This window comes from Parviterribacter kavangonensis, from assembly GCF_056863335.1.
The window spans coordinates 1,566,416-1,589,412 of record NZ_JBXPJA010000001.1; the positions used below are offsets into that span (position 1 = coordinate 1,566,416).

General features: G+C 72.7%; 23 protein-coding genes. 14 read left to right on the forward strand and 9 right to left on the reverse strand.

The window, feature by feature from the left end:
* Positions 1-24 precede the first annotated feature (24 nt).
* Genes AC1UE4_RS08035 through AC1UE4_RS08045 form a run of 3 tightly spaced genes read left to right on the forward strand, consistent with a single transcriptional unit; the run spans position 25 to position 2,418 of the window.
* Positions 25-750, forward strand: a complete 726-nt coding sequence (locus tag AC1UE4_RS08035) for a glycosyltransferase family 2 protein (RefSeq protein ID WP_482916699.1) — start codon at positions 25-27, stop codon at positions 748-750.
* A 25-nt stretch (positions 751-775) separates the two neighbouring features.
* A complete protein-coding gene (locus AC1UE4_RS08040; protein WP_482916700.1) occupies positions 776-1,573 on the forward strand; it encodes an ABC transporter ATP-binding protein in 798 nt (265 codons plus the stop codon).
* The gene (locus AC1UE4_RS08045; RefSeq protein ID WP_482916701.1) at positions 1,570-2,418 is read left to right on the forward strand and encodes an ABC transporter permease subunit; all 849 of its coding nucleotides are present in this window, start codon (positions 1,570-1,572) and stop codon (positions 2,416-2,418) included. The genes AC1UE4_RS08040 and AC1UE4_RS08045 overlap by 4 nt, the downstream gene beginning before the upstream one ends.
* On the opposite strand, the gene AC1UE4_RS08050 is transcribed toward AC1UE4_RS08045, so the two are convergent.
* The 3 genes from AC1UE4_RS08050 to AC1UE4_RS08060 are packed head-to-tail and all read right to left on the reverse strand — an operon-like array spanning position 2,384 to position 5,961.
* Positions 2,384-3,838, reverse strand: a complete 1,455-nt coding sequence (locus AC1UE4_RS08050) for a hypothetical protein (protein ID WP_482916702.1) — start codon at positions 3,836-3,838, stop codon at positions 2,384-2,386. The two genes, AC1UE4_RS08045 and AC1UE4_RS08050, sit on opposite strands and share 35 nt — an antisense overlap.
* Complete coding sequence (locus tag AC1UE4_RS08055) at positions 3,835-4,797, reverse strand: glycosyltransferase family 2 protein (RefSeq protein WP_482916703.1); 963 nt, start codon at positions 4,795-4,797, stop codon at positions 3,835-3,837. The genes AC1UE4_RS08050 and AC1UE4_RS08055 overlap by 4 nt, the downstream gene beginning before the upstream one ends.
* 12 nt (positions 4,798-4,809) lie before the next feature.
* Positions 4,810-5,961 carry a glycosyltransferase gene (locus AC1UE4_RS08060; RefSeq protein ID WP_482916704.1) on the reverse strand — a complete coding sequence of 384 codons (1,152 nt, stop codon included), beginning with the start codon at positions 5,959-5,961 and terminating at the stop codon, positions 4,810-4,812.
* A gap of 66 nt (positions 5,962-6,027) precedes the next feature.
* On the opposite strand from AC1UE4_RS08060, the gene AC1UE4_RS08065 reads away from it, so the two are divergent.
* Positions 6,028-7,071 carry a glycoside hydrolase 5 family protein gene (locus AC1UE4_RS08065; RefSeq protein ID WP_482916705.1) on the forward strand — a complete coding sequence of 348 codons (1,044 nt, stop codon included), beginning with the start codon at positions 6,028-6,030 and terminating at the stop codon, positions 7,069-7,071.
* Here the strand turns inward: AC1UE4_RS08065 and AC1UE4_RS08070 are convergent.
* The 3 genes from AC1UE4_RS08070 to AC1UE4_RS08080 are packed head-to-tail and all read right to left on the reverse strand — an operon-like array spanning position 7,040 to position 9,344.
* Positions 7,040-7,918, reverse strand: a complete 879-nt coding sequence (locus tag AC1UE4_RS08070) for an ATP-grasp domain-containing protein (protein WP_482916706.1) — start codon at positions 7,916-7,918, stop codon at positions 7,040-7,042. The genes AC1UE4_RS08065 and AC1UE4_RS08070 overlap by 32 nt on opposite strands.
* Positions 7,855-8,304: an OsmC family peroxiredoxin gene (locus AC1UE4_RS08075; RefSeq protein ID WP_482916707.1), complete on the reverse strand. Its 450-nt coding sequence runs from the start codon at positions 8,302-8,304 to the stop codon at positions 7,855-7,857. The genes AC1UE4_RS08070 and AC1UE4_RS08075 overlap by 64 nt, the downstream gene beginning before the upstream one ends.
* A 17-nt stretch (positions 8,305-8,321) precedes the next feature.
* The gene (locus AC1UE4_RS08080) at positions 8,322-9,344 is read right to left on the reverse strand and encodes a glycosyltransferase family 4 protein (RefSeq protein ID WP_482916708.1); all 1,023 of its coding nucleotides are present in this window, start codon (positions 9,342-9,344) and stop codon (positions 8,322-8,324) included.
* Positions 9,345-9,424: 80 nt separating this feature from the next.
* On the opposite strand from AC1UE4_RS08080, the gene AC1UE4_RS08085 reads away from it, so the two are divergent.
* The 5 genes from AC1UE4_RS08085 (at position 9,425) to AC1UE4_RS08105 (ending at position 14,414) form a co-directional block, all read left to right on the forward strand.
* On the forward strand, positions 9,425-10,387 hold the full coding sequence (locus AC1UE4_RS08085; protein WP_482918220.1) for a glycosyltransferase: 963 nt from the start codon (positions 9,425-9,427) through the stop codon (positions 10,385-10,387).
* Positions 10,384-11,199 (forward strand): glycosyltransferase family 2 protein, encoded by an 816-nt coding sequence (locus AC1UE4_RS08090; RefSeq protein ID WP_482916709.1) that lies wholly within the window; start codon positions 10,384-10,386, stop codon positions 11,197-11,199. The genes AC1UE4_RS08085 and AC1UE4_RS08090 overlap by 4 nt, the downstream gene beginning before the upstream one ends.
* A complete protein-coding gene (locus tag AC1UE4_RS08095; RefSeq protein ID WP_482916710.1) occupies positions 11,196-12,161 on the forward strand; it encodes an LLM class flavin-dependent oxidoreductase in 966 nt (321 codons plus the stop codon). Before AC1UE4_RS08090 ends, AC1UE4_RS08095 begins: the two co-directional genes overlap by 4 nt.
* Positions 12,162-12,236: 75 nt before the next feature.
* Positions 12,237-13,676 carry a calcium-binding protein gene (locus AC1UE4_RS08100; protein WP_482916711.1) on the forward strand — a complete coding sequence of 480 codons (1,440 nt, stop codon included), beginning with the start codon at positions 12,237-12,239 and terminating at the stop codon, positions 13,674-13,676.
* Positions 13,677-13,859: 183 nt separating this feature from the next.
* A complete protein-coding gene (locus AC1UE4_RS08105) occupies positions 13,860-14,414 on the forward strand; it encodes an HD-GYP domain-containing protein (RefSeq protein ID WP_482916712.1) in 555 nt (184 codons plus the stop codon).
* Here the strand turns inward: AC1UE4_RS08105 and AC1UE4_RS08110 are convergent.
* Positions 14,411-15,145 (reverse strand): uracil-DNA glycosylase, encoded by a 735-nt coding sequence (locus AC1UE4_RS08110; RefSeq protein WP_482916713.1) that lies wholly within the window; start codon positions 15,143-15,145, stop codon positions 14,411-14,413. The genes AC1UE4_RS08105 and AC1UE4_RS08110 overlap by 4 nt on opposite strands.
* Before the next feature lie 170 nt (positions 15,146-15,315).
* On the opposite strand from AC1UE4_RS08110, the gene AC1UE4_RS08115 reads away from it, so the two are divergent.
* From AC1UE4_RS08115 to AC1UE4_RS08135, 5 genes are all read left to right on the forward strand, one after another.
* Positions 15,316-16,032, forward strand: a complete 717-nt coding sequence (locus tag AC1UE4_RS08115; RefSeq protein ID WP_482916714.1) for a DUF2520 domain-containing protein — start codon at positions 15,316-15,318, stop codon at positions 16,030-16,032.
* A complete protein-coding gene (gene panC, locus AC1UE4_RS08120) occupies positions 16,029-16,889 on the forward strand; it encodes a pantoate--beta-alanine ligase (RefSeq protein ID WP_482916715.1) in 861 nt (286 codons plus the stop codon). The genes AC1UE4_RS08115 and panC overlap by 4 nt, the downstream gene beginning before the upstream one ends.
* On the forward strand, positions 16,886-17,272 hold the full coding sequence (gene panD / locus AC1UE4_RS08125) for an aspartate 1-decarboxylase (RefSeq protein ID WP_482916716.1): 387 nt from the start codon (positions 16,886-16,888) through the stop codon (positions 17,270-17,272). Before panC ends, panD begins: the two co-directional genes overlap by 4 nt.
* A gap of 14 nt (positions 17,273-17,286) precedes the next feature.
* A complete protein-coding gene (panB, locus tag AC1UE4_RS08130) occupies positions 17,287-18,201 on the forward strand; it encodes a 3-methyl-2-oxobutanoate hydroxymethyltransferase (protein ID WP_482916717.1) in 915 nt (304 codons plus the stop codon).
* A gap of 259 nt (positions 18,202-18,460) precedes the next feature.
* Complete coding sequence (locus AC1UE4_RS08135; RefSeq protein WP_482916718.1) at positions 18,461-19,423, forward strand: lytic transglycosylase; 963 nt, start codon at positions 18,461-18,463, stop codon at positions 19,421-19,423.
* Here the strand turns inward: AC1UE4_RS08135 and AC1UE4_RS08140 are convergent.
* Positions 19,420-20,016 carry an acyltransferase gene (locus AC1UE4_RS08140; protein WP_482916719.1) on the reverse strand — a complete coding sequence of 199 codons (597 nt, stop codon included), beginning with the start codon at positions 20,014-20,016 and terminating at the stop codon, positions 19,420-19,422. The genes AC1UE4_RS08135 and AC1UE4_RS08140 overlap by 4 nt on opposite strands.
* Positions 20,017-20,047: 31 nt before the next feature.
* The gene (locus AC1UE4_RS08145; protein WP_482916720.1) at positions 20,048-22,870 is read right to left on the reverse strand and encodes a calcium-binding protein; all 2,823 of its coding nucleotides are present in this window, start codon (positions 22,868-22,870) and stop codon (positions 20,048-20,050) included.
* Positions 22,871-22,997: the final 127 nt, after the last annotated feature.

A 22,997-nucleotide genomic window follows, 5' to 3' on the forward strand; every position in this document is an offset into this window, starting at 1 on the left:
GGTCCGGCTAGTCTGCCGCGTCCCGTGTCGGCTCCTTCGAACCTGCCCGATCCCGATCCGCGCAAGCTCGTGTCGATCGTCGTCCCCGCCTACAACGAGGCGGCGACGATCGCCCACGTGCTCGATCGCGTCTGCGAGCTCGACCTCCGCAAGGAGGTGCTCGTCGTCGACGACGGCTCGAAGGACGACACCGTCGCGATCGTCGAGGGCTCCGGCCACGACGAGGTCCGTGTCATCCGGCACGAGCGCAACCAGGGCAAGGGCGCCGCGGTCCGCAACGGCATCGCCGAGTCGCGCGGCGACATCGTCGTCATCCAGGACGCCGACCTCGAGTACGACCCGCGCGACCTGCCGAAGCTGCTGGCGCCGCTGATCGAGGGCGTCGCCGACGTCGTCTACGGGACGCGCCTGCGCGGCGGCGAGCCGCAGCGCGCCCACCTCTTCTGGCACTACGCCGGCAACCGCTTCCTCTCGCTGCTGACGAACGTGCTCTACAACACGACGATCAGCGACATGGAGGTCGGCTACAAGGCGTTCGACGGCGACCTCATCCGCTCGATCCCCCTCGTGTCGAACGACTTCGGCTTCGAGCCCGAGGTCACCGCGAAGGTCCTCCGGCGCGGCGACGTGCGGCTCTACGAGATCCCGATCTCGTACTACGGGCGCACCTACGAAGAGGGCAAGAAGATCACGTGGCGCGACGGCGTCAAGGCCGTGATCGCGCTCTTCCGCTTCCGCATCTCTCCCTGACATCCCGTCACTAGGCTGCGCGCCCATGCCGGTCCTGGAGGTGCGCGGGCTGACGAAGCGCTACGGCGTGACGGAGGCGCTCGCCGGCGTCGACCTGACCGTCGAGCCCGGTGAGCTCGTCGGGCTGCTCGGGCCCAACGGCGCCGGGAAGTCGACGCTCGTGAAGTGCTCGTGCGGTCTCGTGCGGCCGACGGTCGGGACGGCGACGATCACGGGCTCCTTCGGCTACCTCGCCGAGCTGTTCCGCTTCCCCGGCTGGGCGAAGGCGACCGAGGTGCTCGAGCTGCACCAGCGGCTCGCCGGTTCCGACGGCGGCGCGGGAGAGCGGGCCGAGCTGCTGGAGCTCGTCGGGCTCAGCGACGCCGCGGGCCGGCCCGTGGAGGCGATGTCGAAGGGCATGCAGCAGCGGCTCGGGATCGCGCAGGCGATGATCGGCCGCCCCGACGTCCTGCTGCTGGACGAGCCGACGTCGGCCCTCGATCCCGTCGGCCGGCGGCTCGTCCGGGCGCTGCTGGAGGAGCTGCGCCGCCGCGGCCAGTCCGTGCTGCTCAACTCGCATCTCCTGTCGGAGGTCGAGCAGGTCTGCGACCGCGTCGTGATCGTCACCCGCGGGCGCGTCGTCGCGGCGGGCCGGCCCAGCGAGCTGGCGCGGCCGCGCGGCGTGTCGGTCGAGACCGCGAGCGGGCCGCGGCTGTTCGAGGGCGCCGGGCGCGAGGACGCACCGCGCATCGTGGCCGAGCTGGTCGCCGCGGGCGAGCAGGTCTACGGCGTCGAGGTGCTGCGGTCCACGCTGGAGGACGTCTACGTCGAGGCGGTCGCATGAGCACGATCGCCGTCTACGCGATCCGCGAGTCGTTGCGCCGGCGCGTCTTCGTCGTCGTGCTCGTCTTGAGCCTCGCGTTCCTCGGGCTCTACGCGTGGGGCACGAGCGAGCTGTTCAGCGAGGGCCAGATCAGCGGCTTCACCGGCAACGAGTTCGGCGTCGAGGCCGAGGCGCTGGCGGGCGCGACCGTGCTCGGCCTCGCGATGTTCGCGATCCTCTTCCTCGGGGCCGTGCTCGCGACGTTCCTCACGCTGGGAGCGGTGCGCGGCGACGCCGAGCGGGGCCTGCTCCAGCCGCTCATCGTCCGGCCGGTCGGGCGCTCGTCGTACCTCGCGGGGCGGCTGCTCGCCGCGGGCGCCGTCAGCGCCGGCTACGTGATCGTGCTCTTCCTCTGCTGCGTCGTCATCACCGGGCTGATCGGCTGGTGGGCGGACCGGATCCTCGAGCCCGCCCTGGCGTTGGGCGGGGCGGCGGTCGTCATCGCGGCGCTGTCGCTGCTCGGCTCCGTCGTGCTCTCCTCGACCGCGAACGGCATCGCGGTCTTCATGGTGTTCGGCGCCGGCCTGACGGCGGGGCTGCTGGGGCAGATCGGCGAGGCGCTCGGATCGAAGACGCTCGACCGGATCAGCGACATCGTCTCGTGGCTGCTGCCGTTCGAGGCGCTCTACCAGCACGGGCTGGCGCGGATCAGCGCGGACGTCGTCGGGCCGACGCGGCTGCTCGTCAACCTCGGGCCGTTCGGCGGCGCGCAGGAGGGCGGCGCCGGGCTGTGGCTGTTCGCGCTGGCCTACGTCGCGGGCGTCGCGGCGCTCACGGCCGCGCTGTTCGCGCGGCGGGATCTGTGAGCACCTCGTAGACGCCGTAGCGCGCCGCCGGCCGGTAGGTGCGGTTCAGGTAGGCGTCGAGGATGCGGGAGCCGCGGAGGCGGCCGCTCGCGTTGTCCTCCGGTGCGGTGCGCGGGTCGTGCCAGCGGATGAGCACCGGCGGCCGGGCCTTCTGCAGGTCGGCGACCATCTCGCGCTGCACGTCCGCCTTCGTGACGACGCCGGGCTGCAGGACGTCGTAGCGAGTGGGGTTGTCCTTGCCGGCGATGACGTAGAGCAGCGGATCGCCGACCGTCACGCGGTCGAAGCGCGGCGGGGCGACGAAGATCGCCTGGTCGCCAACCCGGGCGAGGACGTGGACGAGGTCGTGCGCATCGAACGTGTCGGCCCTGATGCCGTCGGCCGCCGGGCCGGGCAGGTCCGCGAGCTGCGGGCGGTGGCGCAGCTCCCCCGCCTTGCGCTCGAGGCCGTGGATCGCGACGAGCCCCAGCACGACGGCGAACGCGATCCGCGACGCGATGGCGCTCGTGGCGGCGTACGCGGTGGCGAGCAGGATCGGCAGCACGGCAGCGAGCGGGACGAGGTGGAACTCGTCGGTGCGGCCGAGCAGGTAGGCGACGCCGACGACCAGCAGCGGCAGCAGCGGGTCGAGCCGGCGCCTGGCGATCGCGTACGCCGCGTACAGCGCGGTGCCCACGAGCAGGATGAGCGGCACGTAGCGCTCGAGGAGCTTGTTGAGATCGCCGCCCGCGTCCCCCGGGCCGAACGGGAACGGCACCCGCTGGAGGTTCTGGATGCCGAGGAACCCGACGACCTGGTCGAGGAGATCGCCGGGAGCGGCGACGAAGAACGGCAGCCAGCCGAGCGCGGCGACGCCGGCGGCGATGAGCAGCGCCTGCGGCCGGCGGGTGGCGATGAGGACGCCGAGCGCGGCGGCGACGCCGATCTCGATCCGGAAGATGGCGGCGAGCCCGGCGAGCACCGCGGCCGCGCGCAGATGCCGCGGAGCCAGCAGCAGCGCACCGAAAGCGAGCGCCAGCGCCGCCGGGTTCGGGCCCGGCCCGGTCGGGAACGCCATCGCCCCCGCGACCGCCACCCACGCAACAACGGGGACAGGCACCGTACGTGCACGCTCTGCACGCACGGTGCCTGACCCTCTTGTTGCGAGCTCGAAGGCGAGGAGGGCGACGGTGGCGTCGAGGAGGACCCGGAGGACGCGCCAGGGGACGAGCGACTCGCCGAAGACCTTCTCGAGCCCGCCCAGCAGCAGCGGCTGGCCGGGGCCGTAGTTCCACCAGAAGTCGCGGTACGGCAGCTCGCCCGAGGCGATCCGGTGGGCGGCCTGGAGCATCAGGCCCTCGTCGTGCGGCCCGATCCCGAACCAGATCGTCGACGCCGACAGCGCGGCGGCGAGGACGAAGAGCGCGATGCGGAGCGTCACTCGTCCGCCTCGGGGTGCCCTCCGGCGCGTGGGCCGCGCCAGGGCCGGGCGGGGATCGCGGCGTCGATCGGGACGACCGCCGCTCGCCGCAGCGCGCGGCGCTCGCGCAGCATCGCCGGCAGCAGCGGCAGCGCCGCGGCGACGCCGCCGAGGTGCTCGCCCAGCCGTCCCTCCCGCGCCGCGCGGACCGCCCACGCCGCCTGCCGGTAGAGCACCGGACCGAGCCACCGCAGCGGGAACGCCTTCGCGACGACGAGCAGCGTGTTGCGCGCGACCAGGGCGTCGATCGGCGTCGCGCCGGCGCTCTCCGAGCCGTGGCGGGCGTGACGGGCGACCGCGGGCTCGTAGAGGCAGCGCCAGCCCGCGAGCCGCAGGCGCAGCGCGAGGTCGACGTCCTCCAGGTAGGCGAAGAAGCGCTCGTCGAAGCCGCCGACGCCGATGACCGCCGAGCAGCGGTACAGCGCGGCGCCGGCGCAGGCGCCCCAGACCTCGCCGGGCTCGTCCCAGCGGCCGCCGTCGCGGTGGCCGTGGCCGCGCTGCTCCGCCACGCCGTCGCGGCGCAGCGTGTCGCCGGCGTCGTCGATCACCGACGGATCGGCGAGCAGGACCATCTTCGTGGCGACGGCCGCGGCGTCCGGCACCGTGCCGAGACGCGCGAGCGTGCGCTCCAGCCAGTCCGGCTCCAGCTCGACGTCCGTGTTCACGAGCGCGACGGCGTCGACGGCGGGGTCGACCGCCGCGATCCCGCGGTTCACGGCGATGGAGAAGCCCAGGTTGCGGTCCAGCTCGACGAGCCGCACGTCGGGCTGCTGCCGCAGGAACGCGACGGAGCCGTCCGTCGACCCGTTGTCCACGACGACGATCGCCTCGAACGGCGTGGTCTGGCCGCGCAGCGAGGCCAGCAGGGGCGCGAGCCACCGCAGCCCGTTCCAGCTCGGGATGACGACCGCGGCGCGCACGCCGGCCGCCGCCTACGACGCCAGCGCCAGGCCGCGCGGAACGCGCCGCCGCAGGTCCTCGCGGGTGCCGCGCTCCTGCGCGAGCGCCTCGTCGACCACGGCGCGCATGCCGGTCCGGAACCGGCTGATGTCGAAGCGGTGCGCGTTGCGCACGCAGGCGGCGGGATCGATCGCCTCGACGTCGAAGCGGCGCACCGCGGCGGTGAGCGCGGCGACCGTGGGCTCGTCGAAGAACGTGCCGGTGACGCCCTCGACGACCGTCTCGCGCGCGCCGCCCTCGCGGAGCGCGATGACGGGCCGCCCGGCGGCCTGGGCCTCGACGGCCGCGATCCCGAACTCCTCGGTCGCCGGCACGACGAGCGCGCGTGACCGCGCGAGCAGCCGCGCCGCCTCCTCGTCGCTCACCCGGCCCGCGAAGCGCACGGTCGGCCCGGCCATCCGGCGCAGGCGCCGCGCATCGGGCCCGTTCCCGACCACCACGAGCCGCCGCTGCAGGTCGCTGAACGCGCGGACCGCGAGCTCGATCCGCTTGTGCGGCATCAGCTCGCTCAGGACCATGTACTCGTCCCCCACGTCGCTCGTCGGCGTGAAGCGGGCGGTCTCGACGGGCGGGTGCAGCACCGACGCCTCACGGGCGAAGTAGCGCCGGACGCGGGCCCGCGTCGTCTCGGAGTTCGCGACGTAGCGGTCGACGCGCTGGGCGGCGAGCGTGTCCCACATCCGCCAGCGGCGCATGATCACGCCGAGCGCCGCGCGGACGGGCAGGGCGTGCTCGGACAGGGTCTGCTCGCGGGCGTTCCAGGCGTACCGGAAGGGGTTGTGGCAGTAGCAGACGTGCACCGCCTCGGGATCGACGATGACGCCGTGCGACCAGGCGCTCGAGCTCGACACCACGAGGTCGTAGCCGGACAGATCCAGCGACTCCATCGCGTACGGATAGAGCGGCAGCAGCGGGCGGAACGTCCGCGCCGTGGGCCGCAACCGCTGGAGGAACGAGGTGTTGACGTCCCGATGCCTGAACCAGCCCTCGGTCCCCGCCTCGTCGTAGACCGCCGTGAAGACGTCGGCCTGCGGGAAGAGGTCGCACAGCGCAGCGAAGACCCGCTCGGCACCCCGGATGTCGAGCAGGAAGTCGTGGATGAGCGCAACGCGCGGGGCAGGCATGAGCGGGCGAGTGTATGCGACCCTCCCGCGCCCATGAACGTGGTCCGGCCCCTCCTTGTTGCGGCGTTGCTCTGCCTTCTCGTCCTGCCCGTCGCTTCGGCGTCGGCGGCCGTCCCGCGCTCGTTCTTCGGCGTGATGGGGGATGGCCCGCTGCTCGACGGTGGGGTCGACCTGAGCCGGGAGACCGCGCTCATGCGCCAATCCGGTGCGGGGACGCTGCGCATCGCCGTCTACTGGCGGTCGATGCAGCCGGCGGCCGACGCGCCGATCGACTTCACGACGACCGACCGGATCGTCGGCGCGGCTGCCAAGGCCGGGCTCGGGATGCTGCCGGTGCTCGTCCGGGCGCCCGCGTGGGCGACCGGCGGGGACGACCGTGAGGGCGCCGTCCCGACCGATCCGGCGACGTACGCGGCGTTCTGCGCGGCGATGGTGCGGCGCTACGGCCCCGCCGGGTCGTTCTGGGCGCAGAACTCGGGCGTCCCGAAGCGGGCGATCGGCTCGTGGCAGATCTGGAACGAGCCGGACATCAACCGCTACTGGGTCGGCAAGCCGTGGGCACCGACCTACGTGAGCCTCCTGCGTCCGGCGCGCGACGCGATCAAGGGCGTCGACCCGAAGGCGCGGATCGTCGCCGCGGGGCTGACGAACAAGTCGTGGGAGGACCTCGCGACGCTCTACCGCGCCGGTGCGCGCGGCCTGTTCGACGCCGCCGCGATCCATCCGTTCTCCAAGCGGGTCGAGAACGTCGTGAAGATCGTCAAGCTCGCGCGCCGCTCGATGCGACAGGCGGGCGACGGCTCCAAGCAGATGCTCCTGACCGAGGTGAGCTGGTCGTCGGGGAAGGGCAAGTCGACGTTCAACTACGGCTGGGAGGAGACCGAGAAGGGCCAGGCGGCGAAGATCCGCGCGGCCCTGCCGGCGCTCGCGCGGCTGCGGAAGTCGTACGGCGTGGGCGGCGTGTGGTGGTACACGTGGCTGTCGCCGCAGATCGGCGACGACGAGTCGTTCTCCTACTCCGGCCTGCGACGCCTTTCGAAGAGCGGCAAGCCGGTGTCGAAGCCGGCGCTGGCCGCGTTCAGGTCGGTCGTGCAGAAGCTGCGGCGATAGCGCTCGCGAAGCGGCCCGCCGCCGCGGGGTCCCATTCGAGGTAGAGCTGCGGCTCGATCACCTCGAGCTCGATGAGCGCGAGCTTTCCGTGGGCGTCGCGGACGAGGTCGACGCGGGCGTACGGCAGCCGCTCCCCCACGGCGTCGAGCACGCGCTGCGCCGCGGTGAGCGCTTCTTCCGTCGGCTCCTCCAGCTTGACGTCGCTGCCGTGCGTGGGCTGGCTGCGGATGTCGCCGGGCTTCGGGACCTTGCGGACCGTGTGGCTGAGCTCGCCGGCGGCGTAGAGCAGCGACAACTCGCCCTCGGTCGCGATCGACTCGACGAGCGGCTGGATCAGCAGGTCGACGTCGGCGTCGATCGTCTCTCCCCGGCTGACGCGCCGGAGTCCCTTCGCACCGCCGTCGACGGCCGGCTTGACGACGGCGTGGTCGAACGGGACCTCGGCGCGCCTGCCCGCGTCGACCCAGACGGTCTCGAGCGTCCGGACGCCGCGCTGCTCGAGGTCGCGCAGGTACGACTTGTGGGCGTTCCAGCGGACGATGTGGACCGGGTTGAGGACGTGCTTCGCCTCGCGTTCGACGCGATCGAGCCACCGCGCGAACGCCTCCGGGTGGTCGAAGTAGTCCCAGACGGAGCGGACCACGACCGCGTCGTAGGCGCTCCAGTCGACGCTGTCGTCGGACCACGCGACGATCTCGTTCTCGACGCCGATCGCCCGGAGCGCCGGCGGCAGCGAGCGCGAGTCGGGATCGAGATCCGGCAGCGCCTCGCTCGTGACGAGCGCTATGCGAGCGACGTCGTCAGGCGAACGTCGACCTTGCCCCTGAGGGCCTCCGAGATGGGGCATTGCTCGTCAGCATGCCGCGCGATCTCCGCGAAGGTCGCCTCGTCGAGATCGGGCACGGTGCCGCGAACGCCGAGATCGACGTGCGTGATGCGGTACTCGTGCGGGTCGCTCTCGTCGGAGCGATCCAGCTCGCACGCGGCGCTGACCTCGAGCCGCTCCGCCGGCGTGCCCCGGCGCGTGAGCGCGAGCGCGAGCGTCATCGCGTAGCACCCCGCCTCCGCCGCCGCGAGCAGCTGCTCCGGGCTCGTCGTCCCGTCCGCCTCGGCGTCGGTCGAGGCCCAGTCCACGGGCGTCTCCTGCAGGGCGCCGCCCGCCTGGAGCGCGCCCTCCCCGCCGCCGAGGGTGCCCTGCCAGACGACGGTCGCTTCACGGTGTGCGAGTGGCATGCGCTCGGCGCTACCCGTCACCCCGCGCGTTCGTCGGCAAGCTGGCGCAGCAGTCGGTCCATGAGCGTCGCGGTGCCAGTCCACGAGAACTGCGCCGCCCGCGCCGGCCCGCGATCGCCTCCGCGCTCCATCGCGGCGAAGACCGCGTCCGCGATCCCCTCGCGGTCGAGAGGGTCGACGAGCGTTCCGGCGTCCCCGACCACTTCCGGAAGAGCGCCGCGATCCGAGGCCACCACCGGCACGCCGCATGCCATCGCCTCCAGCGCGGTGAGCCCGAACCCCTCGTACAGCGAAGGGAGCACGAACGCGCGAGCGCCGGCGTAGAGCCCCGGAAGGAGCGCGTCGTCGACCGCGCCGACGAACCTGACCTCAACGCCGGTGTCGGCCCGGAACTGCGGCCTTCCTCCTCCCGCCGCGACGAGGTCGATCCCCTCCGCGGCGAGTCTTCGGGCGGTCACGTCGAGGGCCGCGAGGTTCTTGCGGGCGATGAGGCTGCCGACGGTGAGGACGTAGGGGCGGTCGAGGCCGAGGGCCGCGCGGGCGGGACCGGGATCGGCGTCGGGGCGGAAGCGCTCGTCGACGCCGCCGGGGATGACGCTGATCTTGCCGGGGTCCGCGTTGAGCAGGTCGACCAGTTCGCGCCGGGAGAACTGGGAAACTGCGACGAGATGCACCGCCCGTCTGGCCAGAGCCGGAAGCACGGCCCGCTGCCAGGCCACGTAGAGCCGCGAGTACCAGGTCGGCTCGCGCAAGGCGGCGGCGTCGTGGATGACGACGACGTTGCGGTCGAACGCGAGCGGGGCGAGGTTCGCGGGGTTCAGCAGCAAGCCGGCGTGCCTGCGCCGAGCGATCGCGGGCAGCGCCGCCTGCTCCCAGGCGTGCCCGGCCCGGTGAACCAGCCTCGGCCGCGGCGCGACGACGGCGTACCGGTCCGGATCGAGCGCCGGCAGCCGCGCGGCCATCTCGCGCGCCCACCGCTCCACCCCGCCGAGCTCCGGCCGAGCCGCCGCCCGCGCGTTGATGAGGACCTGACCCGTCATCGAGGGGCTGCACTTTGAAGGTCGCCGTCGACGCACGGCACCTCACCGGCGGCCGCGGCATCGCCGAGTACACGAAGGGCATGCTCACCGCGCTCCTCGCGGAGCACCCCGAAGACGAGTGGCGAGCCTTCGTCCCGGGCCGCGAACACATCCCCCCTTTGGGGGCTCTTCGCACCGTCAGGCACGCGCTCCCTTCGCGCGTGCTCTTCGGGGCGGCGGCTCTCACGGGGCGGCCTCGGCTGGATCGTCTTGCCGGCGGGGACGTGGACGTCGTGTGGGCCCCGGCTCCCGCTCCTCTAGCGGTCTCGCGGGACGTGCCGCTCGTGGTGACCGCGCATGACGTCTCGTGGCTGGACCGGCCGGGCGACTTCACGCGGTACGAGCGGTTGTGGCATCGGCTCGGGCGGTTGGACCGGCTGGCGGAGCGGGCCGACGTCGTCGTCGTGAACTCCGCGGTCGTCGGGGAGTCGGTGCGGCGGGCGTGGGGCGTGCCGGAGCGGAAGCTGCGGCTGATCCGGCCGGGCATCCCGGCGCGGCCGCGGGGAGAGCTGCCTCCCGGCATCCCCGACCGGTTCTTCCTCTCCGTCGGCGCGCTCGAGCCGCGGAAGGACCCCGCGTTCCTCGCCCGCGTGCACCGGCTGGCGAACACGGACGCGGGGCTTGTGTTCGCGGGGTCCGGCCGGCTCGCGCCCGAGCTCCAGGGCCCGGGCGTGACGATCGTCAAGCCGACCGACGCCGAGCTCGGCGCGCTCTACGCCAACGCGATCGCCCTCGTCTCGACGAGCCGGCTCGAGGGCTTCGGCTTCCCTCCGCTCGAGGCGGCCGCGGCCGGGACGCCCTCGGTGCTCACCGACCTCCCGGCCTTCCGCGAGAACCTCGGCGACGACGGCGCGACCTTCGTGCCGGTCGGCGACGAGGACGCATGGGTGCGCGCGCTCGAGGAGGCCGCGAGAGAGCCGCGGCCGGCGCCGGACGTCGGAGACTTCCGGTGGGACCGCGCGGCGCGAGACCTCCGCGCGGCCCTCGCCGAGGTGGCGCGGTGACGGACTTCTCCGTCGTGCTCGTGCTGCACGACTCGCGGGCGCATCTCGTGAAGCTGCTGGATTCGCTCGACCGGCATCTGCCCGCCCGCGCGGAGGTGATCGTCGTGGACACCGGGTCCGAGGACGGTGGGGCGGCGCTGGCGGCGGAGCGCGGGGCGGTCGTCGTGGATCTTCCGGAGAACCCGGGCTTCGGGCCGGCGAACAACGCCGGCGTTGCCAGGGCGAGCCATGACGTCACCGCTCTGCTCAACCCCGACGTGGAGCTGCTGGACGACGGGCTGCAGCGGCTGGTCGACCACGTGCGGGCGAATGACGAGCTCGTCTTCCCGCGCCTGCTCAACCCGGACGGATCGCCGCAGGACAGCGCGCATCCGCTCCCCGGCACACGCAAGGAGATCGCCAGAGCGCTCCTTCCTCACCGGCTCGCGAAGCAGCCGTACAGGACCGGCGAGGACGTCGGGTGGGCGATCGCGGCAGCGGTGGTGGCAAGGACCGAGACCCTGAGACGGCTCGGCCCCTTCGATCCCGGCGCGTTCATGTACTACGAGGACATGGACCTCTGCCTGCGCGCGGACGTCCCGCTCAGGCTCCGGACCGACGTCGCGCTGAGACATGAAGGCGGCCACTCGACCGGCAGGCGCGCCATCGACGAGGAGGCCCGGAGGCGCCACCACGTCATCCGGCAACGGCTCGGCACCGAGGCGGCCAGGAGGGACGATCTCGCCCAGGCGCTCACCTTCGCCCGCACCGCGGCGTTCCGGCGCCGAAGCCGCGAGCAACTGCGCGCGCTGTGGGTAGCCCGCCGGGCATGACCCAGTTCTGGTTCGCCGGAAGCACCGAGGAGTTCCTCCCGACGCAGATCCTCGACCAGGCGAAGGCCGCAGAGGCCGCCGGCTTCGACGGGCTCGCGACGTCGGACCACTGGGCCCCGTGGTGGCCGGAGGGCCTCGGCACGCAGGCGTGGGTGACGCTGGCGGCGATCGGCCAGCACACGACGAAGCCGCTCGGGACGAGCGTCACGCCCGTCGTGCACCACTACCACCCCGGCGTCATCGCGCAGGCCTGGATGGCGCTCGAGGACCTCTATCCCGGCCGGACGTACCTCGGCGTGGGCAGCGGCGAGGCGGTCAACGAGGTGCCGCTCGGCGCGGACTGGCCGTCCGTCGGGGAGCAGATCGAGCGCATGGACCAGGGCCTCACGGCGATCCGCAAGCTGTGGGACGGGGAGACGGTGACGATGGACGCCGGCTGGTTCCGCCTCAAGGAGGCCAAGCTCTACACGCGAGCCAAGTCCAAGCCGAAGCTCTACGTCAGCGCCTTCGGCCCGCAGGCCGCCGAGGTCGCGGCGAAGCACGCCGACGGCCTGTGGACGCTCGGCGACCCCGAGCAGGCGCCGGAGATCATCGAGGCCTACCGCTCCGCCGGCGGCAGCGGCGAGATCATCTTCCAGGCCGGCTTCCACCTCGCCCAAGACGAGCAGCAGGCCATCCGGAGCGCGAAGAAGTGGAAGGCCACCCAGGTCCCCGACATGTACGTCAAGGACATCCACGACCCCGCCGAGATGTTCCGGATCGGCGACGAGCACATGACCGACGAGGAGTTCGCCCACGAGGGCTTCCTCGTCGGAGCGGACGCCGCCGAGCACGTGAAGCGGCTCCGGGAGATGCAGGAGGCGGGAGCGACCGTGATCTGCCTGCAGCTCATCGGCGACGCGGACGTCGAGGGCTCGATCCGCCGGTACGGCGAGGAGGTCCTCCCCGAGCTCAGGGGATGACCGATCGGGGTTCCGGGGGTCACGTTAGGTGGACCCCCGATGTACCCCGGGCCGCATGCGCCGACCCTTGAGCGCATGCGTACGACTCCGCTCCTCCTCGCCGTAGCGGCGCTCGCCCTGCCGGGCGCCGCGCAGGCCGCGACCATCTCGACCGACGCCGACGGCAGCCTCGTCTTCACGGGCGGCGCCGGCGGCACCTTCGTCGACTTCGACAGGGGGAGCGATGGGCGGCTGTGGGTGCAGGAGTCGCTCGACGACCGCGCGACGTCGTTCCCCGCCGAGTGCGAGCGCGAGCAGTACACCGAGGACCTCTACTGCACCCTGCCCGCCGCCGGCCTGAAGGTCGTGATGGGCGACGGCGACGACAAGGCCGGCCTCCGCAAGGACCTCGGCGTGCCCGTGACGCTCGACGGCGGGGCCGGCACCGACGTCCTCGTCGGCGCGTACGAGGCGGGCGACGAGACGTACGCCGGCGGCCCCGGCAACGACACGCTCAACGGCGGCGGCGGCGACGACCACCTCGACGGCGGCGACGGCGACGACGTCCTGAAGGGCGGCGCCGGCCGCGACCAGGTGCTCGGCGGCGCCGGAACCGACAAGCTCAACGGCGACGAGGGCGCCGCGACCGACCCTGACGTGCTCGACGGCGGCCCCGGCCTCGACTCGATCGAGTTCGAGTGGAGCACCGTTCAGCGCGAGGGCAAGGGCCTCGTGACCATCACGCTCGACACGGGCGCCGACGACGGCTTCGCGGGCGAGAACGACGAGGTGCGCGGCATCGAGAAGCTCTCCACGAGCACCGGCGGGACCTACGCGGGCACGGCGGGCAACGACGAGCTGTTCGTCGGCGCCGAGAAGACCACGGTGAACGGCCTCGGCGGCGACGACACGATCTACACCTCGTACTCGAACGACACGATCGACGGCGGCGCCGGCAGCGACACGATCCGCGGCTACAGCGGCGACGACACGATCACCGGCGGCGCCGGCCAGGACACGATCTTCGGCGACACGCAGGGCCAGACGTGCAACACGCTGACCTGTAGCACGTACATCGGCAACGACGTCATCGACGCCCGCGACGGCGAGCGCGACTCGATCGACTGCGGCCTCGGCCAGGACACCGCGCTGGTCGACGCGCTCGACGTGGCGACGGGCTGCGAGGACGTCCAGGTCGAGAAGACCGACGGCCCGGTCGGCCCTGTCGGCCCCGTGGGCCCCGTTGGCCCCGGCACGGGCAAGCTCACCGTCAAGGCTCCGAAGCTCCGCACCGCCCTCGCCAAGGGCCTGACCGTCAAGCTCGCCGGGCTGAAGGCGGGCAAGGTCACCGTGAAGGCGACGCTCGCCGGCGCGCTGGTCGGCCGCGGTACCGGCAAGATCGCCTCGGGCGGCACCGGCAAGGTCGTCGTCAAGTTCACCGCCAAGGCGCGCAAGCGGCTCAAGGGCAAGCGGAAGATCACGCTCAAGCTCGCGGTCGCCGGCGCGAAGAGCGCGACCGTCACGCTGAAGCGATAGCGGAATGCAGGCAGGTTCCTCATCAAGTTCTGGTGAGGGATCTGCCGCAACTAGCCAACTCACTGCCATCTGGGGCGTTGGATCCGATACCCGTCCAACGAGCAGGGCTTCGCCCGCTCGGCCGGGAAGACCCGGTCCATCCCCGTGCCGCAGACGACAACTCTCACGAAGGACAGCCCGCGGGTGCGGCGCGCGATACGCGCGCTCGCCCGCGAGATGCGCCTGCACCACCGGGAGACCGCAGACCACAGCCATCGCCTCGCGGGGCTCTCGCGCCGGCTCGCCGAGCACATGGGCCTCGATCCGCTCGTCGCGACCGAGGTCGAGCTCGTCGCGGTCCTGCACGACGTCGGCAAGCTCGCGGTCGACCGCGAGATCCTCGACTACGAGGGGCCGCTGAACGACCTGCAGCGCCACGTCATGCGGCGCCACACGATCCAGGGCGAGGAGATCCTCGTGCAGTTCGCGGGGCTCGAGCACCTGGGCATCCTCGTCCGCGCCACCCACGAGTGGTGGGACGGCTCGGGCTATCCCGACGGGCTGAGCGGCACCGACATCCCGCTCGAGGCCCGCATCGTCGGCTGCGCCGACGCGTTCGACGCGATGACCAGCGACCGCGCGTACCGCAAGGCGTTCAGCGCGCGAGAGGCCTGCCGGCGCATCGAGCGCGACAGCGGCCGGCAGTTCGACCCCCTCGTGGCGGCGGCGCTGCTCGAGGTGGTCGGAGCGGACTACTAGAAGAGCCCGAGCTGCTCGGCCGAGGCGGCCGCGACCGGCTCCGGCGCGTGCTCCGGCTCCTGCTCGATCGCCACGGCCTCCTCGATCTCCAGCAGCTCCTCGACCGGATCGGCGGCGCCTTCGGCCCGGGCGGGCGCGGGCCGGTCGAGCAGCGCGGGGATCCGCGCGAAGTCCGCGCGCAGCACGTCGACCATCGACTCGGTGTAGAGCGCCGCGGCCGGGTGGTAGAGCGGGTAGAGCCGCACGTTGTAGGACCCGATCACCCGCTCCTCGTCGCGGCCGTGGAGGCGAGTGATGCCGGTGGGATCGCCGCGCAGGAGCTTCGTGGCGAAGTTGCCGAGCGTGCAGATGACCTTCGGCTGGACGAGCGCGATCGACTCGTAGAGCCACTCGCGGCAGTTCTCGACCTCGGTCGGGTGCGGATCGCGGTTGCCCGGCGGCCGGCAGCGCAGGACGTTGGTGATGAACACGTCGCCGCGCGCGAGCCCGACCTCGCCCAGCAGCTGGTCGAGCAGCTGCCCCGCGCGGCCCACGAACGGCAGGCCCTGGCGGTCCTCGTTCGCGCCCGGCGCCTCCCCGACGAACATCAGGTCGGCATCGGCGTTGCCCGCGCCGAACACCACCGAACGGCGGGTCTGGGCGAGCTGCGGGCAGCGCTCGCAGCCGCGGCACGCGTGGAAGGCGGCCTTGAGGGCCTCGCGCCGCTCGTCGGCGTCGCGGACGTCGGACATCGGGGCCGATGCTAGACCGCGGCACGGATGCCGAAGGACAACGACCCCGCTCTTTGGCGGTTTCTCCTCGCGTCGGCGTCGTTTCCCCATCCGCGGGGTACCATTGGGGGTGCGTTCCGCCTTCAAGAGGCCGGTATCCCACCCAAGGGAACTGGACCCCGAAGATCGAGATGAACTCCATCGCCATCATCGGCCGTGGTCGCATGGGCACGGCGTTGTTCCGCTGTCTGCGCGCCTCAGGGCACGCCGTCGAGGAACCGCTCGGTCGCGGTGCGGACCCCGCGCACGCCGACGTGGTGCTGCTGTGCGTCCCGGATGCGGAGATCGCCCGAGCGGCGGCCGGCCTGACGCCCCGCGAGGGCCTGCTCGTCGGCCACTGCTCCGGCGCGACGACCCTCGAGGTGCTCGAAGGCCACGAGGCGTTCTCGATGCACCCGCTGATGACGGTGGCCGATCGGAACGCGACCTTCGACGGCGCCGGAGCGGCAGTCGCCGGCTCCACGCCGCGCGCCCTCGAGACCGCGCGATGTCTTGCCACCTCGCTGGGGATGCGGCCCGTCGAGATCCCCGACGCCGACCGCGCCGCCTACCACGCCGCCGCATCGATCGCCTCGAACTTCCTCGTGACGCTCGAGGCCGCCGCCGAGCAGGTCCTGGGCCACGACCGCGAGCTGCTCGTCCCGCTCGTCCGCGCGACGGTCGAGAACTGGGCGGCGCTGGGCGCCGAGCGCGCCCTCACCGGCCCGATCGCCCGCGGCGACGAGGTCACCGTCCAGCGCCAGCGCCGCGCGGTCGCGGAGCGGGCGCCGGAGCTCCTTCCCCTCTTCGACGTCCTGGCCGACACGACGCGGAAGCTCGCGGCGAAGACGAGCGAGGAGGCCGCGTGAGGACCGTGCGCACCGTGGCCGACCTCCGCGCCGCGGTGAAGGCCGCGCGCGGCGAGGGCCGCGAGATCGGGCTCGTGCCGACGATGGGCGCGCTGCACGACGGCCACCTCGCGCTCATCCGGCGCGCCGCGGAGACGACGGGGTTCGTCGTCGTCTCCCTCTTCGTCAACCCGGCGCAGTTCAACGAGGCGAGCGACCTCGCCGCCTACCCGCGCGACGAGGAGCGCGACGCGCAGCTCGCAGCCGGCGCGGGCGCCGACCTGCTGTTCGCGCCGCCCGTCGAGGAGGTCTACCCGGACGGGTTCTCCACGACGGTCGCCGTCCTCGGCCTGTCGGAGCCGATGGAGGGCGAGCATCGCGGCCGCTCGCACTTCGACGGCGTCGCGACCGTCGTGACCAAGCTGCTCAACATGGCCGCCCCCGACGTCGCGTTCTTCGGCCAGAAGGACGCGCAGCAGCTCGTCGTCATCCGCCGGCTCGTGCGGGACCTCGACCTGCCGGTCCGCATCGAGGCCGTCCCGACCGTCCGCGAGGACGACGGCCTCGCGCTGTCGAGCCGCAACGTCCACCTGAGCGCCGCCGACCGGGGGCGCGCCGTCGCCCTCAGCCGTGCGCTGCGGGCGGCCGAGCGCGCCGCGGGCGACGGTGAGCGTGACCCCGCAGCGGTGCGCACCGCCGCGGTGAGCGCGATGGAGCCCTTCGGCGTCGAGCCCGAGTACCTCGAGCTCGTCCGCGCCGACACCCTCGTGCCCGTCGAGACCCTCGACGGGGACGTCCTCGTCGCCGTCGCCGCGCGCGTCGGCGGCGTTCGTCTCATCGACAACACGCTCATACACGTGAACGGGAGACCGTCATGACCCGGACCATGCTCAAGTCGAAGATCCACCGCGCGACGGTGACCGACTCCGATCTGCACTACGTGGGCTCGATCACCATCGACCCGGACCTGCTGGAGGCCGCCGACATCCTCGAGCACGAGCAGGTCCACGTGGTGGACGTCGACAACGGCGCCCGCTTCGAGACGTACACCATCGCCGGCGAGCGGGGCTCGGGCGAGATGAAGGTCAACGGCGCCGCCGCCCGCCTCGTCCACGACGGCGACACGATCATCGTCATCTCCTACGCGCAGTACACGCGTGAGGAGATGGAGCACTACCAGCCGCGCGTCGTCCACGTGGATCGCGCCAACGCCATCATCGCGGCCGACGACCAGGTCGCCACCCTCCTCACCACCGCCTAGGAGAACCCGGGGTCATGTCCTCCCTCCCGAACCACGTCCAGATCCCGTCGGACGCCTCGCGGCTGCCGATGACGTTGCCGCGGCTGGCCGAGAAGAAGGCGCTCGGCGAGCCGGTCGTCATGGTGACCGCGTACGACTACCCGAGCGCGCTCGCCGTCGACAAGGCCGGCGTCGACCTCGTCCTGGTCGGCGACTCCGGCGCGATGACGGTGCTCGGCTACGACTCGACCGTCCCCGTCTCGCTGGACGAGCTGCTGATCCTCGCGAAGGCCGTGCGCCGCGGGCTGAAGACGCCGTTCATGATCGGCGACCTGCCGTTCGGCTCGTACGAGGTCAGCGACGAGCAGGCCGTGCAGACCGCGTTCCGCTTCGTCAAGGAGGCGGGCTGCGACGCGGTGAAGCTCGAGGGCGGCGGCCCGGTCTCGGTCGCCCGCGCGAAGGCGATCGCGGCGGCCGGCATCCCGGTCATGGGCCACGTCGGCCTGACGCCGCAGACCGCGACGGCGCTCGGCGGCTACCGCGCCCAGGGGCGCAACGCCGAGGCGGCGCGCCGCGTCGCCGAGGAGGCGCTCGCGCTGCAGGAGGCCGGGTGCTTCTCGATCGTCTTCGAGGCGATCCCGTCGGCGGTGGCCGAGGGCATCATGCCCAAGATGCGCATCCCGGTCATCGGGATCGGCGCCGGCCCGTCGACCGACGGGCAGGTGCTCGTGTTCCACGACCTGCTCGGCATCCGCGAGGGCCGCGGCGCGAAGTTCGTCAAGCGCTACGCGGATCTGCTCGACGAGATGGCGGCGGGCGTATCGGCGTACGCCGCCGACGTGCGCGAGCGCCGCTACCCGGCGCCGGAGCACGGCTACTCGATGCCGCCGGAGGAACTCGAGCGGTTCAAGCGCGACACGACGCCCGACCCGTCGACGCTCCTCGGCTGACGACATCATGCGGCCGGACCGAGGGGCCGCCCGGACGACCCCTCGGCCGGCACGTTGGTGATCGCACTTCTCCCACACGGCGGCGAGGGGCGTGACGTGAAGAACGTGCGCTCAGCAGGCATGCGGTGACGGAGCCCCGGGCATGTTGGGTGACCGGCGTCCGGGGTGTCTCTCCTCTTTGACGCAATGGATCCTGCGGGTGGACAGAAGACCGTGAAACGGTGCTTCTTCTCCCCTTGAGCGCGGCAACGTGTCATGCATGCCCCGCATCCTGCTGGCGGCCCTCGCCTGCCTCGCGGCTCTGCCCGCGACCGCGTCGGCGGCCGTCCCCCATGTCGTTGCGCCAGGTGAGACCCTCTGGTCGATCGCCGCGGCGAACAACCTCTACACGGGCGCCCTCGCCGCCTACAACGGGCTGCCGCCCGAGTCGGCCGTCGTGCTCGGCCAGACGCTCATGGTGCCGACCGCCGCCGAGGCGCTGCCGGCCGTCAACGAGGCGATCGCCAACGGCGCCCCGCAGCCCTCCGGCAAGGTCGTCGCCGCCGCTCCCGCCCCGGCCGCCTCCTCCGAGTCCTCGGCATCCGGGCCGCCGCCGGCCGGCGCCTACCTCGTGCAGCCGGGCGACACGTTCTCCGCGCTCGCCCTCCGCGCCGGCGTCGCGCCCGAGCAGGTCGCGGGCGTCAACGGCCTCGACGTCAACGCGCCGCTGCTCGCGGGCACGACGATCAAGCTCCCGCCCGCGTCAGAGCCGGTCGTGGACCAGGCCGCCCCGCCCACGCAGGCCGCGCCGCCGCCGACGAGCCAGCCCGCGCCCGAGGCGACCGGCGGCCGTCTGACCGCCGAGCAGGTGCAGCAGGTCGCCGCCGGCAACGGCGTCCCCGGCTCGCTCGCCGCCGCGATCGCGTGGCAGGAGAGCGGCTTCAACAACGCGATGGTCTCGAGCGCCAACGCGCGCGGCGTCATGCAGGTGATGCCGGGCACGTGGGACTGGGTGCAGCGCAACCTCGCCCAGCGCCAGCTCGACCCGGGGAGCGCGACCGACAACGTCCACGCCGGCACGCTCTACCTCGGCCAGCTCCTGCGCGAGACGGGCGGCGATCCGGCGCTCGCGGCCGCCGGCTACTACCAGGGCCTCTCGAGCGTGCGCAAGATCGGCATGCTGCCCGAGACCGAGCGCTACGTCGCGAACGTGCTTGCGCTGCGGTCCCGCTTCGGCGGCTAGACCCGCGCCTCGGGGTGTTCGATGGGCCGGAGCACCTTCGCGGGTGCTCCGGCGGCGATCGAGAACTCGGGGACGTCGGTCGTGACGACCGAGTTCGCCCCGATGACGGAGCGGCGGCCGATGGTGACGCCGCTCGTGACCACGACGTTCGCCCCGCACCACACGTTGTCGCCGATCCGCGTCGGCCCCTTGGTGCTGAAGCCCTGCCACGTGATCGGCAGCTCGGGGTCGTCGAAGCGGTGGTTGGCGTCGGTCACGAAGCAGCCGTTGGCGAACATGCAGTGATCGCCGATCTCGACGAGCTCCATCGACGCGACCATCACGCCCAGGTTGAGGAAGCAGCCGTCGCCGATGACGATCCGCGCGGGCGCCGGCGCGGTCAGCCACACGCCCGGCTCGAACAGCGTGCCCTCCCCCACCTGCAGCCGCCCGTCGTCGAACGCCTCGAGCACGTTGCCGTGCACCGGCCAGCGGCAGAACGCGCGCCGGCGCAGGAAGTGCGCGTGGATGCGCGCACGGTTCCACGGCAGGTCGTTGCGCTGGTACCAGCGCCACTTCTGCAGCCACAGCTTCGCGTCGGCGGACAGGCTCACCGGCGCGAAGCGTGGCAGGTGCTGCGGCGGTTCAGCCGTTGCCGCCCGTGCTGATGACGGTCGCGCCGTCCATGCCGATCAGCGAGCCGCCGTCCATGCCGATCAGCGTGCCGCCGTCCATCCCGACCAGCGAGGCGCCGTCCATGCCGATCAGCGTCGCGCCGTCCATCCCGATCAGCGAGCCGCCGTCCATCCCGATGAGCGAGCCCGCGTCGTTGCCGATGAGCGTCGCGCCGTCCATGCCGATGAGCGGAGCCGTGCCGGCCCCGAGCAGCCCGATCGCGGTCGCGCCGCTGATCTTCGTGAGGTCGAGGTTCGGGGCGGCCGCGCTGACGGGCGTCAACTTCTGCGTCGCGCCCGCGGTCGTGCCGCCGCCCGTCACCGGGTAGAAGAGGCCGCCCGGCAGGAACATGAAGTTCCCCACCTTCAAGGCGATCGCCCCGTCGTGCGGGTTGATGGCGGTGGTAGGGACCGTCACGCTGCGCGTGCCGTCGCTGTAGACCGCCTTGCCCTTGACGAAGTCGACGGCCGAGATCGTCGTCGGTCCGTTGCCGGCACCGGCGAGGACGGTGATCTCCGCGCCGCGCGCGACGAGCGCGTCGTAGTAGCCCGCGTCCCCCTTGCCGATCGCCGCGCCGGCGGCCGCGTTCAACGTGAGGACCGCGCTGTAGAGCGGGCCGTTCGGGTCGCGCTTCGCCGCCTCGCGGTAGAGCGGGCTGCGCGCGACGTCGGTGACGATCTGGGCGGCCAGCTTGCCAAGCGAGGCGCGATCGGCCTGCGCGGCGCGGGCGCGCGCGGCGGCGTTCGCCACCGGCTTCCAGTCGCCCTTCGAGTGGCCGTAGGTCAGGCCGTCGATGCCGACGTACGTGCGGCGCGTGTCGAGCTTGGCGACGTCGAGGCGCTTCCAGCCGACGATGCAGTCGCCCTCCTTGTCGCACAGCTGCGACCACAGCTCGTACTTGCCGGGCTTGGCGATCTGGCCGGAGACGTCGGCGATGCCGTTGTCCTTCGTCTGGCCCCAGACGTCGGTGCCGCCGTCCTCGCCGTAGATGTTCACGTAGAGGCGGCTGAAGCCGATGCCGGCCTTCGTCGGATTGACGTACAGCGTGAACTTCTCGCCGGCGGGGAGCACCAGCTCGTTGTTGTCGCCCCACATCGCCGGCAGGAACCCGGAGACGAGCTTCGGCTTCGTCAGCGCGAAGGTGATCTCGGGGGAGCCGTGGTGGACGACGAGCCGCAGCTTCTTCTGGCTCGAGCCGGTGATCGACGCGGTCGCCACGGTCGGGCGGTCGGCGCCGCGCTTGACCTTCGTGACGAGGTCGTAGCGATCGCGCGGGCAGCCCGCCTCGCGCAGGACCTTCTCGGCGCGGGCCAGCGTCATGTCGCGGATGTAGTCGGTGAGCTTGAAGAGCTCGCCCTCGATCCGCACGTACGGCCGGTTGAGGTTGCACCCGGCGATCTTGCTCGGCTCGAAGACGTAGGCCTTGACCTCGATCGCGCTGCCCGGGCCGGACTTCACCTTCGTGCCCGCCTTCGGCGAGGTCTTGAGCACCTCGCCGGCCACGACCTTGCGCCCGACCGCGTCCTCGAGCACGCTGCCGCTCGCCTTGCGCTCGCTGAACTCGATGTTGAGCTTCTTGCGGTCGAGCGACGTCTTCATCTCCGGCGCCTTGCAGTACTTCTTCTTGCCGCACAGCTTCGTGCCGCGCAGGTAGTTGGGGAACTTCAGCTCCTGCTCGGGCAGCGCCGCGACGACCGTCTTCGCCGTGAGCTCGCCGGCCGTCTTCGGCGCCGGAGCGGGCGGGGCGGTCGTGCCGTCGCCACCGGAGGGCGGCGGCGTCGTGCCGCCCCCACCGCCGCCGGAGGACGGCGAGAAGCGGTTCACCGTCGCGCAGTCGACCGGCGCCGGGTCGGCGCGATCGACGTTCGCGACATCGCCGGCGTCGCCCGTGCCCGGGATGCCATTGCCGCAGTTGACCACGAGGTCGGCGGTGTCGTCGTCCCCGTCGCGCGCGTTGACCGTGTCGTCGCCGTCGCCGCCGAAGAGCTCGTCGTGCCCGTCGCCGCCCGTGACGGCGTCGTTGCCGCCCGCGCCCGAGAGCTTGTTCGCCTGCGCGTCGCCGACGAGGACGTCGTCGGAGTTCGTGCCCTGCACGTAGTCGATGCCGGTGCCGACCGAGTCGCGGCCACCGATCGGCCCGGACGTCGCCGCGTCGTACGTCCCGTTCCCGTCGTTCGCTTGTCCGTCGAAGGTCACGCTCACACCGGCGATGCGCGCCGGCGTGTCGCCGAAGAAGTTGATCGTGTCGTTCGCCGACGCTCCCGTGTCGTAGAGGACGTCGGCGCCGCGGCCGCCGAAGAACGTGTCCCCGGCATCCGCGCCGGCCGACGGGTTGCCGGCCCCGACGTAGCCGTCGAGCTCGTCGTCGCCGTCGCGCCCGTCGAGGACGTCGTCGTCGGCTCCGCCGAAGAGCATGTCCGCGCCCTCGCCGCCCGTGAGGACGTCGTGGCCGCCCTCGCCGAAGACGACGACGGGGACCACGCCGGTCGCGGTCACCTCGAACTGGTCGCTGCCGGCGCCGAGGAAGACCTGCGCCGGGCTCGCGGGGACGTGGTCGCACTTGATCTCCGTGGCGGCGCCGTTCAGGGTGCAGTCCGGAAGCGCCTCCGTGAAGGTCGAGGGCGACTCGAAGACGAGCGTCCGGTCGGTGATCGTCGGCGCCGAGTACGTCGTCAGCTTCACGAGGTCGTCGCTGCCGAGACCCGTCAGCGTCAGCTGCGGTCCGCTCATCGTCACGTCGATCGGCGCCGCCCACGCCGCGGCCGGCACGGCGAAGACAAGTGCGGCGACCAACGGCGCGAGGGCACGGCGAAGCAACGAGACGGGCACGAACGGACCTCCGGAGACGGGTTGCGCCCTTGATCGGCACCGCTCGCGCCTGATTGAACCCCAGTTCTGCGAGCGACCCACCCCGGGGTCA